General features: G+C 70.1%; 11 protein-coding genes, 1 tRNA gene and 3 pseudogenes. 9 read left to right on the forward strand and 6 right to left on the reverse strand.

Annotated elements, in window-relative coordinates; translation table 11 throughout:
• Positions 1–326 precede the first annotated feature (326 nt).
• From ABZ267_RS28330 to ABZ267_RS28345, 4 genes and pseudogenes are all read right to left on the reverse strand, one after another.
• A pseudogene (locus tag ABZ267_RS28330) lies at positions 327–757 on the reverse strand (EF-hand domain-containing protein); the annotation flags it as partial.
• Positions 732–941: an oxygenase MpaB family protein gene (locus ABZ267_RS28335; protein ID WP_356899732.1), complete on the reverse strand. Its 210-nt coding sequence runs from the start codon at positions 939–941 to the stop codon at positions 732–734. The gene ABZ267_RS28335 and the pseudogene ABZ267_RS28330, both read right to left, overlap by 26 nt.
• Positions 938–1,553 (reverse strand): annotated as a pseudogene (locus ABZ267_RS28340) (undecaprenyl diphosphate synthase family protein). Before ABZ267_RS28340 ends, ABZ267_RS28335 begins: the two are co-directional and overlap by 4 nt.
• Before the next feature lie 305 nt (positions 1,554–1,858).
• Positions 1,859–2,410: an isochorismatase family cysteine hydrolase gene (locus ABZ267_RS28345; protein WP_356363721.1), complete on the reverse strand. Its 552-nt coding sequence runs from the start codon at positions 2,408–2,410 to the stop codon at positions 1,859–1,861.
• Positions 2,411–3,460: 1,050 nt separating this feature from the next.
• Between ABZ267_RS28345 and ABZ267_RS28350 the strand changes: the two genes are divergently transcribed.
• The 6 genes and pseudogenes from ABZ267_RS28350 to ABZ267_RS28375 all read left to right on the forward strand — a co-directional run.
• The gene (locus ABZ267_RS28350; protein ID WP_356752382.1) at positions 3,461–3,877 is read left to right on the forward strand and encodes a CBS domain-containing protein; all 417 of its coding nucleotides are present in this window, start codon (positions 3,461–3,463) and stop codon (positions 3,875–3,877) included.
• Between the two features lie 110 nt (positions 3,878–3,987).
• Entirely contained in the window at positions 3,988–4,215 is a 228-nt protein-coding gene (locus ABZ267_RS28355) for a DUF5133 domain-containing protein (RefSeq protein ID WP_356752384.1), read from the forward strand.
• 306 nt (positions 4,216–4,521) lie between these two features.
• Positions 4,522–5,067 carry a DUF1360 domain-containing protein gene (locus ABZ267_RS28360; RefSeq protein ID WP_356752386.1) on the forward strand — a complete coding sequence of 182 codons (546 nt, stop codon included), beginning with the start codon at positions 4,522–4,524 and terminating at the stop codon, positions 5,065–5,067.
• Positions 5,068–5,296: 229 nt separating this feature from the next.
• On the forward strand, positions 5,297–5,788 hold the full coding sequence (locus tag ABZ267_RS28365) for a DUF2243 domain-containing protein (protein WP_356752388.1): 492 nt from the start codon (positions 5,297–5,299) through the stop codon (positions 5,786–5,788).
• A complete protein-coding gene (locus ABZ267_RS28370; protein WP_356752390.1) occupies positions 5,788–6,615 on the forward strand; it encodes a cytochrome c oxidase assembly protein in 828 nt (275 codons plus the stop codon). Before ABZ267_RS28365 ends, ABZ267_RS28370 begins: the two co-directional genes overlap by 1 nt.
• Positions 6,616–6,962: 347 nt before the next feature.
• Positions 6,963–7,747: pseudogene (locus ABZ267_RS28375) on the forward strand (site-specific integrase); the annotation flags it as partial.
• A 110-nt stretch (positions 7,748–7,857) separates the two neighbouring features.
• Here the strand turns inward: ABZ267_RS28375 and ABZ267_RS28380 are convergent.
• Both ABZ267_RS28380 and ABZ267_RS28385 read right to left on the reverse strand, forming a co-directional pair.
• Positions 7,858–7,931: transfer RNA gene (locus ABZ267_RS28380), tRNA-Pro, on the reverse strand.
• 50 nt (positions 7,932–7,981) lie between these two features.
• Positions 7,982–10,636 carry an AAA family ATPase gene (locus ABZ267_RS28385; protein WP_356752392.1) on the reverse strand — a complete coding sequence of 885 codons (2,655 nt, stop codon included), beginning with the start codon at positions 10,634–10,636 and terminating at the stop codon, positions 7,982–7,984.
• A 111-nt stretch (positions 10,637–10,747) separates the two neighbouring features.
• Here ABZ267_RS28385 and ABZ267_RS28390 point away from each other — a divergent pair, with 111 nt between their 5' ends.
• The 3 genes from ABZ267_RS28390 (at position 10,748) to ABZ267_RS28400 (ending at position 13,906) form a co-directional block, all read left to right on the forward strand.
• A complete protein-coding gene (locus tag ABZ267_RS28390; RefSeq protein WP_356752394.1) occupies positions 10,748–11,227 on the forward strand; it encodes a DUF309 domain-containing protein in 480 nt (159 codons plus the stop codon).
• An 87-nt stretch (positions 11,228–11,314) separates the two neighbouring features.
• Positions 11,315–11,809 carry a hypothetical protein gene (locus ABZ267_RS28395; protein ID WP_356752396.1) on the forward strand — a complete coding sequence of 165 codons (495 nt, stop codon included), beginning with the start codon at positions 11,315–11,317 and terminating at the stop codon, positions 11,807–11,809.
• A 165-nt stretch (positions 11,810–11,974) separates the two neighbouring features.
• On the forward strand, positions 11,975–13,906 hold the full coding sequence (locus tag ABZ267_RS28400) for a DUF2264 domain-containing protein (protein ID WP_356752398.1): 1,932 nt from the start codon (positions 11,975–11,977) through the stop codon (positions 13,904–13,906).
• Positions 13,907–13,939 lie beyond the last annotated feature (33 nt).

Consider the following 13,939-nt stretch of genomic DNA (forward strand, 5'->3'; position numbering starts at 1 on the left):
ACCAAAACCCACCCCGGCGCCCCGGGGGGGGGGTCCCCCAAAAACCCCCCCCCACCACCCCCCCCCGGGGGGCCGGGGGGGGGCCCCCCCCCCGTCCGGGCCCCCCCCCCCGCCCGCGCTCGTCGGAGAAAGCTGCCGAACTGGACACACCGCCGGGCCAGCAGGAACAGACGCCGCACGTACCACTTCGCGCCCCGCAGTCGTTCGTCTTGTCCAGGGAGGGCACGGATCCCTTGGGCCTGCACCAGTGGCCAGCTCGGCTTGATGTTCTGCAACGTTTCCGGGCGGAGTAGAGGGGCCTGGTGGCGGCGCGTTCCACGGGTTCGTCAAGCGTTGGCGAGCAGGGAGTCATACGGAGTGTTCGCGCGTCGGCCTGATATGAAGGCGGTGAAGTCGCCCACGAAGGTGCTGCGGCCATAGGTGGCGTCGGGGACGGTGAGGTCGCGGTGGAAGGCGGTGCGGAAGGGTGATCGGTGCTCGTCCGCGTCGATGGTGCCGTGCCGGCCTTGTCGGTGGCGTCGAGAAGGACCTCGGCAACGCGGATGAGCGCGGGCCCGGCGAGGGAGGGGACGGCTGCCGCGTACTCGTCGGCGCTGACGCGGCCGTCGCCGTCGGTGTCGAGGGCTGCCTGGAGCTCGCGCCACCAGGCGGCGAAGGCGTCGTACAGTCGCGTTTCCTCGGGTTCGTCCAGGTCGAGGCGGGTGGCCAGTTCGCGTGCCATGGCGGCGAGGTCAGGCCAGTCGAGGTGACCGTCGCCAGGGATGGGTGACGAAGGCGGAGTTGTCGGCGAGGGCGACGCCGACCTGCGGATGGGCGGCCTCCAGCATGGTGGCACGGCTCATGGCCAGCGCCCAACGCGGGTCATCGAAGAAGGCACGAAACTGTGATTCCGGCCCGAACAGAGATGCCTTCTCGGCCGTTCCTGTGGTTCCAGTCGTCATGACAGGCTTCCGTTCGTCTGGGATGGCACACCGCCGAAGCGGCGATCGCGGCGCTGGTAGGTATGCAGGCAGGCGAGGAAGTCGGGGGCCCGGAAGTCGGGCCCGGCGGTCAGCGTCGCCAGATCGTCGAAGTCCCGCGCCAGTTCCCGGGGAATGCGAGGGTCCGCAGCTCCGAGGAAGCGGCAGCGGATACATCGGGCGAGCAACAGCGGCGCGTGTTTGCGCGCAACCCGACGCACGAGGCGCATCAGCTAGTCGACCTCGGAACCAGGGCGGTTGCAGTTCTCGGTAGAGGAGGCATACAGGCTGAGCCATTCCACGCCGGAAGCCCAGGCGGTCTCGATGATGTCGATGACCGTGCTCTCCGAAGCCCGATGACCCGCTATGCGGGGAAGCGAACGAAGCTGCGCCAGCGGCCGTTACCGTCCATCACCCAGGCTACGTGCCGCGGCACCGCGCGTGTCGTCCCCTCGTCTCACCGCTGCTCGTCATCGGTCCGCCGCCCGCCCGGCCGGCCCCCGCCACCGCGCGTGCGCGCTGGCCGCCGTGGTCTGTCCCACTCAGCCCCATCTCGTCCGGAGCAGCACGGTCGGCCCTGCCGCGCTCGGTCACGCCCATCCCGTTATCCTCCGTACTCGCACCCATGGGGAGCGTTTCTTCCCAGAAGTCTGACGGGACGGAAGGATCCTGACCGGGCGAAGTGAGGGAGCGTCACTCTTGGCTCACCTGCCCGATCACCTGCGGCATCGGCGTCTCCGCCGGCAGGAAAGATCCACCGTGCCGTCCCTCGATGATGCACAGCTCTACTCTCGCCAAATCGAGCTTTCACCGTGATCACCCGGTCCCGAGGTGACCCAGAAATCCTCGATGAGGCAGCCTTGGATGACTGGCCCACCACGTCCGAGGTGCGGGTCGATTCACTCGTCGGGGTCGTTGAAGGTGAGGGCGTCCAGGGAGCAGACGTGCGCGGACATGTTGCGCTCCATCATGCGCAGGGCCGCGTCGGCGAGGTCGGCGTCGATGTGAGCGACAGCTTCGGGGATGATGCTGACCTCGATATGGCGGATGTGGGCGTCCAGGGCAGAGTAGAGGACGCACTGCTCGGTGACCTGCCCGCACAGGACCACCCGCCGAGCCTCCAGTTGCCCGAGAAGATAGGCCAGGGGAGTTTCGTAGAACGCGGAGTGGCGGGCCTTGACGACGAAGAGGGACTCGTCGTCGGGGGCGATGGGCTTGACCAGGTCGGGATGGCGTCCGGTGAGCGCGGCCTGGAGGATCTCGCCGTGGTGGGAGCGCCACCGGCCGAAGTTGTCGTTGACATAGATGACCGGGGCGCCGGACGCCCGGGCGCGCCGGAGGAGCTCCTCCATACCGGGCAGTGCCTTGCGGACTGAGGACACGAGGGCGTCGGCGTCCTCGTGTTCGTAGGTGTTCAGCATGTCGATCACGATGAGCGCCGTTCGAGCCACGGGAGTCACCTTTCACATCGTCGACGCTCCACCAGGGCGGAATCGTCCTCACAAGCATTGAATTGCATACTCGCCTGCTGGCGGACGTAGATGCCGATCACGCGATGAGCTCCTCGTGCAATTGGGTGTACCGGCCGGTCATGGTGTCCGCAACAGCGTCGACACCTACCTATGGGCCTCCGGCCCGGGCGGGCTTTACGTCGTCTGGTCGGGCCGACCGGTCCCGGAGAAGGGGGCCGCTCTCGGCCGTCTCGGTTAGATCCAGCATGAGCCGTTTGTCGGCGTGGTGCTCGGCCGTCCACAGGGTGTCGGGCATGCCGAGGTCCGCGCGGGCGGCGCCGCTCAGCACCGGCCGATGCGCGGAGAGTTCCGTACTCCGAAGGCTCGAGAGCCGGGAGCCGTGAACAGCTCCACGTGGTGCCCCGGCCCGGCAGCGTCTCCGCGAGCGTCCAGGTGTGTGCTTCCAGTCTGCTGGCGAACGGCTCGCTGACGGGTACTGCGGGCGGAAGGGATCTTGGCGATCCGAAATGGAATGCTCGCCCGATATGTTTGCGGTACAGGTCGGCCAGGTGGGCGGCGGCGATCCGAGCTCGCTCGGCCGCCCGTTCCGACCGTGGCCCGTCGCTGCAACTGCGTCCGGTGCGCCCACAGCACCGCGTCGCGCAGCAACTGGGCGACCGGCGGTCACCATCGCTGAGAAGTACTGGGCGCGACGTTGGGCCGCGGGTCGACACACAGCAACCCCGCACGAGTGTTTTCCTCCGACTGCGTTTGTGCCCCGGATTATGGCACGCACACTTGCAACACACCTGTATGTACGTGTCATAACCCGGAAAGCGTCAGGCCCTCTCATTCCCCGGGTCGCTCTCTTCAGCTGCTTTCCGTCGACGCGCCCTCATCGGGGGCCGCGGTCTGTATGGGCTCTCGTCAGCTCCGGAAGAGAGTTGTCCTGCCCATATTCTTGTTACTGCTGGCGGCTGTCGGGAACACGTGTGGTGCCGATCCTGGTATGCCGAAGTACCGGCACCTCACGAGTGGAAGGAGTGTGTGATGACGAAGGCACGCGACATCATGACTGGCGGCGCGGAGTGCGTCCAGGCCCGGGAGACGGTGCTGGACGCGGCGCGCAAGATGAAAGACCTCGGGGTCGGAGCGTTGCCGATCTGCGGTGAGGACAACAAGCTCAAGGGCATGCTCACCGACCGCGACATCGTGGTGAAGGTCCTGGGCGAGGGCAAGGACCCGGCCACCTGTCCGGCCGGTAACCTGGCGCAGGGCGAAGCGGTCACGATCGGCGCGGACGACGACGCGGAGGAGATCCTGCGCACGATGACCCAGCACAAGGTCCGACGGCTGCCGGTGATCGACGGTCACGACCTGGTGGGTGTGGTCGCCCAGGCCGACGTGGCCCGCGCGCTGCCCGACCCGAAGGTCGGCGACCTGATCCAGGCCCTGTCCACCGACTGATCCAGCAGTCCCCTCGCCGATGCCCCGGACCGTGCGGTTATCTTCGCGCGTGCCGGGGCAGATGCACGGCACGGGATGCATATCCCCTGGTCAGAGTAAGGAGAAAGCCGATGCTGATGGCCCACCCCCTGGTGCTGAAGAATCTCATCGAGCAGTACGAGACGTTGCACATCTTGCACGCTGAGAACGGCTCGCCCGAAGCACGCCAGCGGTTGGAAGACGTCACGTACACTCTGTGCGTGTCCACCGGTACCCGGGACATCGACGCCGCTCTGGCCACCGCCCGCCGCCAGCTGGGGCGTGCCGACGTTGCCAGTGCCTTCGCGCTCGCCGGCTGATGCCCGGGTGCTCTTTCGCGGAGATCGTCCGTCCGCACATCGGGATCGCAACGTGGGTTCTACGGGAGGCGGGCCCTCTTCCCCGTCCCGCGAGCCGCTTGCAGACGGCTGCGTGCGCTGCCCTGGAGACCGGTGCCATTTCCGCTCGAACGGCCTCAGCTCCTGACTCCGCCGTACCTCACCGCCTTCGAGCTCCGCACCTCCGAGAATACTGTCGCGTGACTGACAAGCACCAGGCCGCCAGCATCCCGCATTCTCCAGCGGCTTCAGGCCGCCGCCCACTTGCGCCCAATGGAGGTCCTTGCCGTGGAGCATGACACGCACAAGCACGACACGCGCCTGAACAGAATGGGCAAAGCGTTCCGACGGGTGGGCAGGAATTACTCGCCGGAGGAGGAGCGCCGGCTCGCCGGTCATCTCGGGGCCCTTGTCGCGTTCGGCGCGTACACCGCTGCCTGGGGCACGGCGATCAGCATGCGGAAGGCTGAACTCCCCGGACATCACCGGCCGACCGATGTCGTAGTCACCGCGGCGGCCGTGTTCCGCCTTGGTCGGTTGCTCAGCAAGGGGTCCGTCACGAGCCCGCTGCGGGCGCCGTTCACCCGATACGAGGAAGCGACTGGCCCAGCCGAAGTGCAAGAAGGCCCACGCGGAGGCCCCATCAGGTCGACCGTGGGCGAGCTGCTCACCTGCCCGTTCTGCCTCAGCGTCTGGCTGACGACCACCTTCACCGGCGCTCACCTGCTGTGGCCCAAGGCCACACGCGTCGTGACAGGGGGACTGACCGCCCTGGCTCTGGCTGACACCATGCAGCTCGGCTACGACAGCCTGACGCAGAAGAACGCCGAGTAGGTCCTCGGCGGCGAACTTCGCCGATGCGCCGACGACTCCGCAGCCCTACCGGAGCCACCTCAAGGCTCCGGGGACGGGCTTGCGGAGCATCGCCGCTGACCTGGAAGGATCGCCTCACGGGAAACGGTCTCCGGTGGTTCACCCGAATGCCGGGTCCAGCGGCTCATGGCCACGCGATCGGGTAGGCGTACCGGGCGGCGCACGCCGTTTCTATCGGGAGGCGGCCTTCATGGATGCATCGGAAAATCGGCACCTCGGACAGCAAGGGAACCCTGAACCTCGACGGTCGATGGTGGTGTGCGGGGTCATCGGGGTGGCGGTGATGGCGGCTGTCGACGAGATCGTCTTCCATCAGATTCTGGGGTGGCATCACTTCTACGACCGTTCCACCAGCGGTGTGGGGCTCATGTCCGACGGGTTGCTGCACACCGCCGAGCTCCTGGCACTGATCGCCGGGTTCTTCCTCTACGCAGATCTCCGGCGCTCCGGCACCCTCGCTCCTGCCTACGCTTGGGCCGGCTTCTTCCTCGGTCTCGGGATCTTCCAGGTTTTCGACGGGATCGTCGATCACAAACTCCTTCGGCTGCATCAGATCCGTTACGGCGTGGACATCACCCCTTATGACTGGGCGTGGAACATCGGCGGTCTGGCCCTGGTCGTGACCGGTCTGCTGCTGGGTCTTCGCGCCAGGCGGTCAGGTCTAACAGGATCAGCGGATTGATGGCCGTGCATGCCCATCCGGTCTCCGCCGACCTTGGCCTGTTCGCCCACGGACTGGCGCTGGCCGGGATGGCGGCAGCCATCGCCTATTACTGGGCCGCAAGCCGGCTGCTGCGGCGCGGGGACGCCTGGCCCCGATGGCGCACGATTTCCTTCATCGCCGGAAGCGCCGGTGTGGCATGGATCGCGGTGAGCCCACTGCCGGGAGAACCGTTCACCGCCCACATGACGGAGCACCTGATCCTGGGCATGGTGGCTCCGCTGTTGCTCGTCCTGGCCCGACCCTTCACGCTGGCCCTACGCGTACTGCCTCCCGGCACAGCACGCCGCAGCCTCCTGACACTGATGCACTCGCGCCCCGCCGCCTGGTTGGTCTTTCCTCCGGTGGCAGCTCTGCTGGATCTCGGAGGGCTTTGGCTGCTCTACCGCACGGAACTCTTCGCGGCCGTACAGCACCATCCCCTGGGGCACGCCCTCATGCACGCGCACGTCCTGGCCGTCGGGCTGCTCTTCACCTTCTCCATCTGCCAACTGGACCCGGTACGCCACCGGCGCAACCTTCCCCTACGCGGGGCGACGCTGCTCGCCGCCGGCGCCGCGCACGCCGTACTCGCCAAGGCTCTCTACGCCACTCCGCCGCCCGGTACCGCTTTTGCCCCCGCAGACGTGCAGACCGGCGCACAGGTCATGTACTACGGCGGCGACGTGGTGGAAGCCGCACTCGCTGTTGTACTCGCCGCCTCCTGGTACCAAGCAGCAGGCCGCACCCGTCATCGACGCCCCCGCACGAACCTTCGTCGAACGGCGAGCCCGGACACCAGTCCCTGAGGCTTACGCAACGGATATATCTCGCGCACTACCGCGACCCGACCAACCGAGATTGCGGCCGGGTCTCTGCCCCGCCCAGCCCTCCCCCACGCCACGCTGCTCGCCGAACTTGTCTCTTCACGGAGGGTGGTCGCGTTCCCGGCAGAGCGCGCGCCAAGTGGTCTGACACACGGGCGACAGACCACTCGCCATAGGGCGTCCGGAGGTTGGTCGGCACCGCCGGCTCGCTGCCGACGGCAGCCAAGGAGTCGTCGTCGATCATCAGTTCCCCACGGTCCCGCATGGCATCGGCCGAGCACCAGTGACTCGACATCCGCGTTTCAGGATTCAGCCACACCTCGCCGCCCCACACCATCGCCGTCCTGGTCCGCGTCATGGAGCAGGCAGTCCGCGACGGCATCATCAAGGTGAACCCCGCCCGGGTGACCGGCTGGCAGAAGCTCTACAAGCAGGCCGAGGACGAACTCCTCGACCCGCGCGCGCTCGCCCTGCCCGACTGGGAAACACTCGTCACACTGGCCGACGCACTCGTGGCCGCCTCCCACGACGAGTACCGCGGCTGGGGAGACGTGGTCATCTTCGCCGCGTGCACCGCCGCACGGATCGGCGAGATCTCCGGCTGCCGCGTCGGAGACATCGACACCACCCAGTGGATCTGGACCGTGCGGCGTCAGACCACACCCGCCCCCGGCGGGCTGACCGACAAGGGCACCAAGGGCAAGCGAGCCCGCAAAGTTCCCATCGTCGAGGAGATCCGCCCCCTCGTCGCGCAACGCATCCTGTCCGCCAGCCCCAATCCGGACGCCCGCCTGTTCACAGGCCCGCGAGGCGGGCGCATCTCCACCGCCGTCCTGCGCGACGCCACCTACTGGGACGACGTGGTCACCAAGCTCGGCTACGAACATCTGCGCCGCCACGACCTCCGGCACACTGCGCTGACCTGGTTCGCCGACGCCGGGGTCCCGGTACACGTGCTCCGCAGGATCGCCGGCCACGGTTCACTGACCACCACCCAGCGCTACCTGCACCCGGACGTCCGAAGATCACGGCAGCCGGGGCGGCGCTCTCGGCCCACTTCAGCGCGCTGCGCGCACCACGCTCACTGCCGGGCCCCGTCGTCATGACCCGCTGACCCGGTCAGGGACGCCGGACCTCCAGCTGGTCCCCAACTGGTCCCCAAAAATGATCAAGGGCCGGTCTCGGATTTCTCCGAAACCGGCCCTGATCTGCGACTGTCTCCAGTCGGGACGACAGGATTTGAACCTGCGACCCCTTGACCCCCAGTCAAGTGCGCTACCAAGCTGCGCCACGTCCCGATGCGTCTCCGCCCGGTTTCCCGGGGCGGTCGCGCAGGACAAACATTACCTCACTCCGTGGACCGGATCGACGTCCGTGCCCGCTGGGCGCGGGCCGCCAGGCCTTCGGCTCCGCAGGCCATGGCCTGCTTCTGGGCCCGGGCCAGTTCGCGGTGGGAGCCGATCGCGATGCCGTAGTCGACGCGGGCGAGCGCGTGCTCGTAGGCGGAGGAGGACCGCTCCAGGTGGCGGACGGCGTCGGCGAGGAGCTGCTCCGCCTCGTGAGGCGGTGCGAAGAGCGAGACGCAGCGCAGGGCTTCGCCGATGGCGGTGTCCGTGCCGAACCGCTCGGCGTGCACCCGGGCGCGGGTCGCCAGGTGGGCCGCACGGGCCGGATCGTCGTCCGCCAGAGCGCGGGCGAGGTCGCCGGCCCACGGTGCCCAGATGCCGTTGAAGCGTTCGCGCGGCTCCAGGGCCGCGCCCGCCGCCTCGAGTTCGGCGATCGCTTCCTCCTTACGGCCTTCGGCCAGCAGCAGGCGACCGAGGATGCACGGGCCGTCCGGCAGCACCATGGCGCTGGGATAGGGCGGTCCGAAGTGGTAGCGGTCGGCGATCTTGCGGGCTTCCGCCGTACGGCCACGGGCCAGCAAGGTGTCGATGAGCAGGCACGCCGCGTCCCAGTGGACCGGCAGGCCGGAGCCGACACGGTCGGCGAGGCGGAGCCCTTCGCGCAGGAAGCCCTCGGCCTCCGCGAGACGGCCGCGCCGACGGTGGACCATGCCGAGCAGAGTGTGCGCGAACGCCAGGTGGGCGCCGCTCCAGCCGGAGATCTCGAAGGCCCGCACCGCTTCGCCGAAGAGGCTCTCGGCCCGGTCGAGCTGGTCGGTGAAGGTGTACGTGATGCCGACCATGGTGGGCAGTTCGAAGCCCCACTCGGAGTCGGTCCAGCCCAGGCCCCGGGCGGGGCTGCCGTCGATCAGGGCGCGTTCGCAGAGGTCGACGATGAGCTGGGCGTTCTCGCCACGCAGCATGGCGTCGAAGGCCCGCAGGGTGAGCAGCGCCCGCTCCGCGTTGTCGCGGCCCTTGAGGTGGTCGGCGTTGCGGGTGAGGCGGCGGGAGCGGGCCGGGCCATCGTCCTCGGTGGCCTGCATGCCCTCCCACATGAAGTGCGCGGCCTGGAGTCGCATCAGGCCGGGGCCCGGTGCCGTACGGGCAGCCTCGGCGGCCAGCGAGAGCGCCGCGTCCTTGAGCTGGTTGTTGTGGGCGAGCGCGGCGGCGAGCCGGAACGTGGCGTCGACCCGCAGGCCGTCGTCGAGGCCGGGCATGTCCAGGGCCGCCCGCAGGTGCTGGACGGTGGTGGGCGGGGAGCTGAGCAGGGTCGCGCAGCCGAGTTCGTACAGCAGGACGGCGCGGTCCTTCGGGCGCGGCGGCTCCTCCAGGGCGCGCTCCAGACAGCGCCTGGCCGCTTCGGGGGCGCCGACGGCGAGGTGCTGGCCGGCGGCTTCGCGGAGCTGGGCGACCAGTTCCTGGTCGTCGTCCGGGTGGACCTCCAGCAGGTGCCGGGAGGCGGCCGCGGCACCGAGGCCGGCCCGGGTGATGGCCCAGGCGGCGCGGCCGTGCATCGCGGTGCGGGTGGCCGGCGGGATCGAGCGGTACACGGCGGTCGCGATCAGCGGGTGGACGAACTCCAGCGGGTCGAAACCGCTGACGATACGGGCGTCACGCAGCCGAGCCGTGCAGTCCGCGGCCTCCGCCGAACTCATCCCGGCGAGCGTGGCGGCCAGCTCCTGGGAGATGTCGGTGCCGAGCACGGCGGCGGCCCAGGCGAACCGGTTGGCGTTGGTCCCGAGCCGCTCCAGCCGGGCGACGAGCCCGCTGCCCCGGGCGGAAGCGCCCAGCTCCCGCAGCTGACCGGCCGACTCCTCGACCGGCGCCAGCTCCTGGTCCTGCACCTTGGCGACCAGCTCGACCGCCTCGTACGGATTGCCGCCGGTGACGGCCCAGACCTCGCGGCAGAACGGATCGTCCGCGTGTTCGCCGAGCGCCGCGCGGGCCAGCTCGGCGGTGGCGTCCGGGGTCAGTGCCCGCAGGGCGACGCGGGTGACCGCGCTCGGGCCGTCGGAACCACGTTCCGCCTCGCGGTCGGCGACGTAGCTCGCGTTGCGTTCGGCCATCTCCTGCGGCCGGTACGCCTGGACGACGAGCAGCGGCAGTTCACCGAGGCGGGCGGTGAACGAGGAGAGCCAGGACAGGGATTCGCCGTCCGCCCAGTGGGCGTCGTCGACCAGCAGCAGTAACGGCCGGTGGCTGAGGCGGGAGGCGAGCCGGGCGACGACGTAGTCCAGGCCGTCCCGGACACCTTGCGGATCGGGCTGCGGGCCGCTGGGCTCGGCCAGTCCGAGCGCCGGCGCCGTGGTGTCGTACCAGTCGCCGAACAGGGCCCGCTTCTCGTCGGGCGGGAACTGGTCCAGCGCGGGCTGCAACAACTGCCGTACGACGTGGAACGGCACGGAGGTGACGGTCTCGCCGCCCCGGGCGGACCAGATCGTGCAGCGGTCGGCGGCCATCGCCCGGATCTCGGCGAGCAGGGCGGTCTTCCCGAGCCCCGCCTCCCCGCTGAAGACCAGGAGCCCGCCGACGGCCTGGGCTCCGCACAGATCGTCCACCGCCCTCGCGGCGGCGGCGAGTTCCGGTTCACGCTCGTACAACGGCCGGGACGGCTTCATGCCCACCCTTCCCCAAATGGCATGCAGTGACGACGGTCGAGCCTAGTCGTGCGCGGGTGCTCACCGACAGGGTTCGGCCGATTCCCCGCAGGTACGAGGCACAATCGAGGAGTGAACGAGACGCACAGGGACCGTGACACCGAAGGCCGGGCGCGCAACGCGCGCCCCCGGGACGGACTGGGGCGGCCACTGCCGTACGGAACATCCGGCGTCGAGCGGCAGCCCGAGGGCGTCGTCCGCACGCCGGACGAGACGCTCCGGGAGGCGCAGCGGCTGCTGGACGCGGGGATGCCGTTCCACGCCCATGAGGTGTTCGAGGACGCCTGGAAGTCGGGGCCGGAGCGCGAGCGTGAGCTGTGGCGAGGGCTGGCGCAGACGGCCGTGGGGCTGACGCACGCGGCGCGCGGCAACACGGCGGGCGGCGCGCGGCTGCTGCGCCGGGGCGCCGGCGCACTCACCTCGTACGGCGAGGTCCGTCCGTACGGCATCGAGGTCGGCGGACTGGTCGACTGGGCCCGGAAGTTGGCGGGCCGCGTGGAGGCGGGGCGCTCGGTGGACGCGGCGGCCGAGGCGCCGCGGCTGCTCGGGTAGCCGACGAGACGCTTCGCGCCCCGCGCCGGTGGCGGAACGACCGGGTCCGGGAACGGGCCTGCCGCGCATCCCTTACGATCCGGCTCCATGAGCACTTCTGACCAGGACCAGGACCGGGACCAGCGCGAGGGCCGGAACCGGGACACCGGCGCCCCGATAGCCGAGACCGCGGTGGCGGAGCCCGCCGAGGACATGAACGACGACGAGGACGGCGGCAAGGACGCCAGGAACGCAGAGCACGCCGACAACACGGCCGAAACCGAACGCCGGGTCGAGGACGGGGCCGGGTCCGAGGTTGGGTCCGGGGCCGAGCCCGTGGCAGGGAAGAGGCTGACGCCACGGCAGGCGCGGCAGCTGCGGGTCGTCCTCTCCTCCGTGGGCATGGTGGCGATGGGCGTGGTCCTCGCCCTGCGCATCGCGAGCCGGTCGTCGGTGCTGGTCGTCGGCGTGTACGGGCTCGCGCTCATCCTCTGCGGCCTGGTGATCGAGCTCAGCAGGAACGGCCGGACGCGGCTCGGCAGCTGGCTGCTCGGGGCCGGTCTGCTGGCGGCTGTCGGTGCGGACTGGCTGCTGCTGCCCTGAGCAGCAGGGCCCTGTCCGTGGATGTGGCAGTCCCGGCAACATCGTTGAACACTGATCGTTTGATCGCTTTCGATGGCTCACAGTCGATCTCTTGACCGCTTGCGATCACTCGATCAGGATCTGCCATGCCGACCGTGTCCACCACGAAGGGCCTGGCCTCTCCGTATGACGACCTTCCGCTCCCCGTCCTTCGAACTGCCTCCGGAGGACCGGGCGTCGAGCCCGTACACCGGGTACACGCGAGCGCACTGGGAGGCCGCCGCCGACGGACTGCTGCACGCCGCCTGGCAGTGGGCCACCCCCGGTGGAGCGCTGCTATACCTGCCCGGGCCACCGTCGCACTCCGGCGTGCGCTCCGACGGGCTCGAGGGGTACGCGCGGACCTTCCTGGCGGCCGCCTTCCGGGTCGCCGGGGCCGAAGGGAAGGATCCGCACGGCTGGCTGGACCGGTACGCGCGGGGGCTCGCGTCCGGGACGCGTACGCCGGGGCGGGACGACGCGGAGTCCTGGCCGGTCATCCTGGACCACCATGTGCAGGGGCAGCCCATGGTGGAGTCCGCGTCCGTCGCGCTCGGGCTGCGGCTGGCCCGGCCCTGGCTCTGGGACCGGCTGTCGGCCGAGGTGCGGGACCGGGTGGAGCTGTGGCTGCGGGGTGCGCTGCGCCACCTTCCGGCGGGCAACAACTGGTACCTCTTCCCGTACACGGTCGCCGGCTTCCTGGAGTCGGTGGGCCGGGGTGACGCGGAGACGGCCCGGGCGCGGGAGCGCGCGCTGGAGCTGCTGGAGGGCTGGTACCGCGGCGACGGCTGGTACGCCGACGGGGACGGGCGCGCCTTCGACCACTACAACGGCTGGGCGCTGCACCTGTATCCCCTGCTCGACGCCTATATGGCAGGCGAGGACAGCGCGTCGGCCTCGGCGCACCACGGGGCGCGGCTGCGCGAGCACTTGGAGAGCTTCTCGCTGATGTTCGGCGGCGACGGGGCCCCGCTGCACTTCGGGCGCTCGCTCACCTACCGCTTCGCGGCGAGCGCGGCCGTGGGCCTGGGCTCGGTCTCCGGGCACACTCCGCTCACGCCTGGAGTGTCCCGCAGGCTGATCAGCGGATCGCTGCGGTACTTCCTGGAGCGGGGCGCGAGCGGCGGTGACGGACTGCTGAGCCTCGGCTGGCACGGCCCGCACCCGGCGACACTGCAGTCCTATTCCGGTCCCGCGTCGCCCTATTGGGCGTCGAAGGCGTTCGTCGCGCTGCTGGCTCCCGCCGGACACCCTCTATGGACGTCGGTGGAGGAGGGGGCCCCGAGCGAGGGCCCCGACCGGGTGCTCTCCGTACCGGCGCCCGGTTTCCTGGTGCAGTCGACACGAGCGGACGGCGTGGTGCGGCTGCACAACCACGGCAGCGACCATGTCCGCCCGGACGAAGGCGAATCGGCGGCCGACACGGACCCGCACTACGCCCGGCTCGCCTACTCCACCGTGACCGGCCCGACCTCGGCGGCGAACCCTGCCGACAACCACCTGTCGGTGACGGTCGACGGCGTACGCAGCACCCGGCGCCGCATCCATCCGCTCGGGGCCGGCCACGGCGAGGACTGGGGCTGGGCCGGGTCCTGGCACGTACCCGTGTTCCCGTCGGGCCCTTCCACCGTCCCCGGGCTCAGGGTGGAGAGCGTGACAGTGGCGCGGGGCCGCTACGAACTGCGGGTCCACCGGGTGCTGGGAGCGCCGGACGGGTCACGGGCCGAACTGACCGGCTGGGCGACGGAGCCCGGCGGCCCGGTCCACTCCCAGCTGTACGGCCTCCACGGCTGGAAGGCTCCGGAAGCGGTACGAGCCCCGCAGGGTACGGCGTTCACGCGCTGGGCGGTGCTGCCTCGGCTGGCCGCAGCCGACGTGACGGGGAACGCGGTGCTGGTGGCCCTCGCCTCGCTCACGGCGGAGCCGGAGGCCGGGCCGCTGGAGCCGGTCGTGGACGTGGTGGACGTACAACCGCCGGGTCCTGGCGGTGAGGCGGTGGTCGAGGTCGGGTGGTCGGAGGACGGCGCGCGGACGCGGATCGTTTTCGGTCGTGGCGTGGTCGCGGTGGACCATTCATAGGTCGGACCACAAAAAGCTCATGTTGGAGACCAC

This window comes from Streptomyces sp. NPDC006174, assembly GCF_040614075.1.
GTDB lineage: Bacteria > Actinomycetota > Actinomycetes > Streptomycetales > Streptomycetaceae > Streptomyces.

Excerpts from the sequence above, each read along its gene's own strand:
- ABZ267_RS28335 (WP_356899732.1), bottom strand. The coding sequence starts at position 941 with ATGACGACTGGAACCACAGGAACGGCCGAGAAGGCATCTCTGTTCGGG.
- ABZ267_RS28350 (WP_356752382.1), top strand. The coding sequence starts at position 3,461 with ATGACGAAGGCACGCGACATCATGACTGGCGGCGCGGAGTGCGTCCAG.
- ABZ267_RS28355 (WP_356752384.1), top strand. The coding sequence starts at position 3,988 with ATGCTGATGGCCCACCCCCTGGTGCTGAAGAATCTCATCGAGCAGTAC.
- ABZ267_RS28365 (WP_356752388.1), top strand. The coding sequence starts at position 5,297 with ATGGATGCATCGGAAAATCGGCACCTCGGACAGCAAGGGAACCCTGAA.
- ABZ267_RS28370 (WP_356752390.1), top strand. The coding sequence starts at position 5,788 with ATGGCCGTGCATGCCCATCCGGTCTCCGCCGACCTTGGCCTGTTCGCC.
- ABZ267_RS28385 (WP_356752392.1), bottom strand. The coding sequence starts at position 10,636 with ATGAAGCCGTCCCGGCCGTTGTACGAGCGTGAACCGGAACTCGCCGCC.
- ABZ267_RS28395 (WP_356752396.1), top strand. The coding sequence starts at position 11,315 with ATGAGCACTTCTGACCAGGACCAGGACCGGGACCAGCGCGAGGGCCGG.
- ABZ267_RS28400 (WP_356752398.1), top strand. The coding sequence starts at position 11,975 with ATGACGACCTTCCGCTCCCCGTCCTTCGAACTGCCTCCGGAGGACCGG.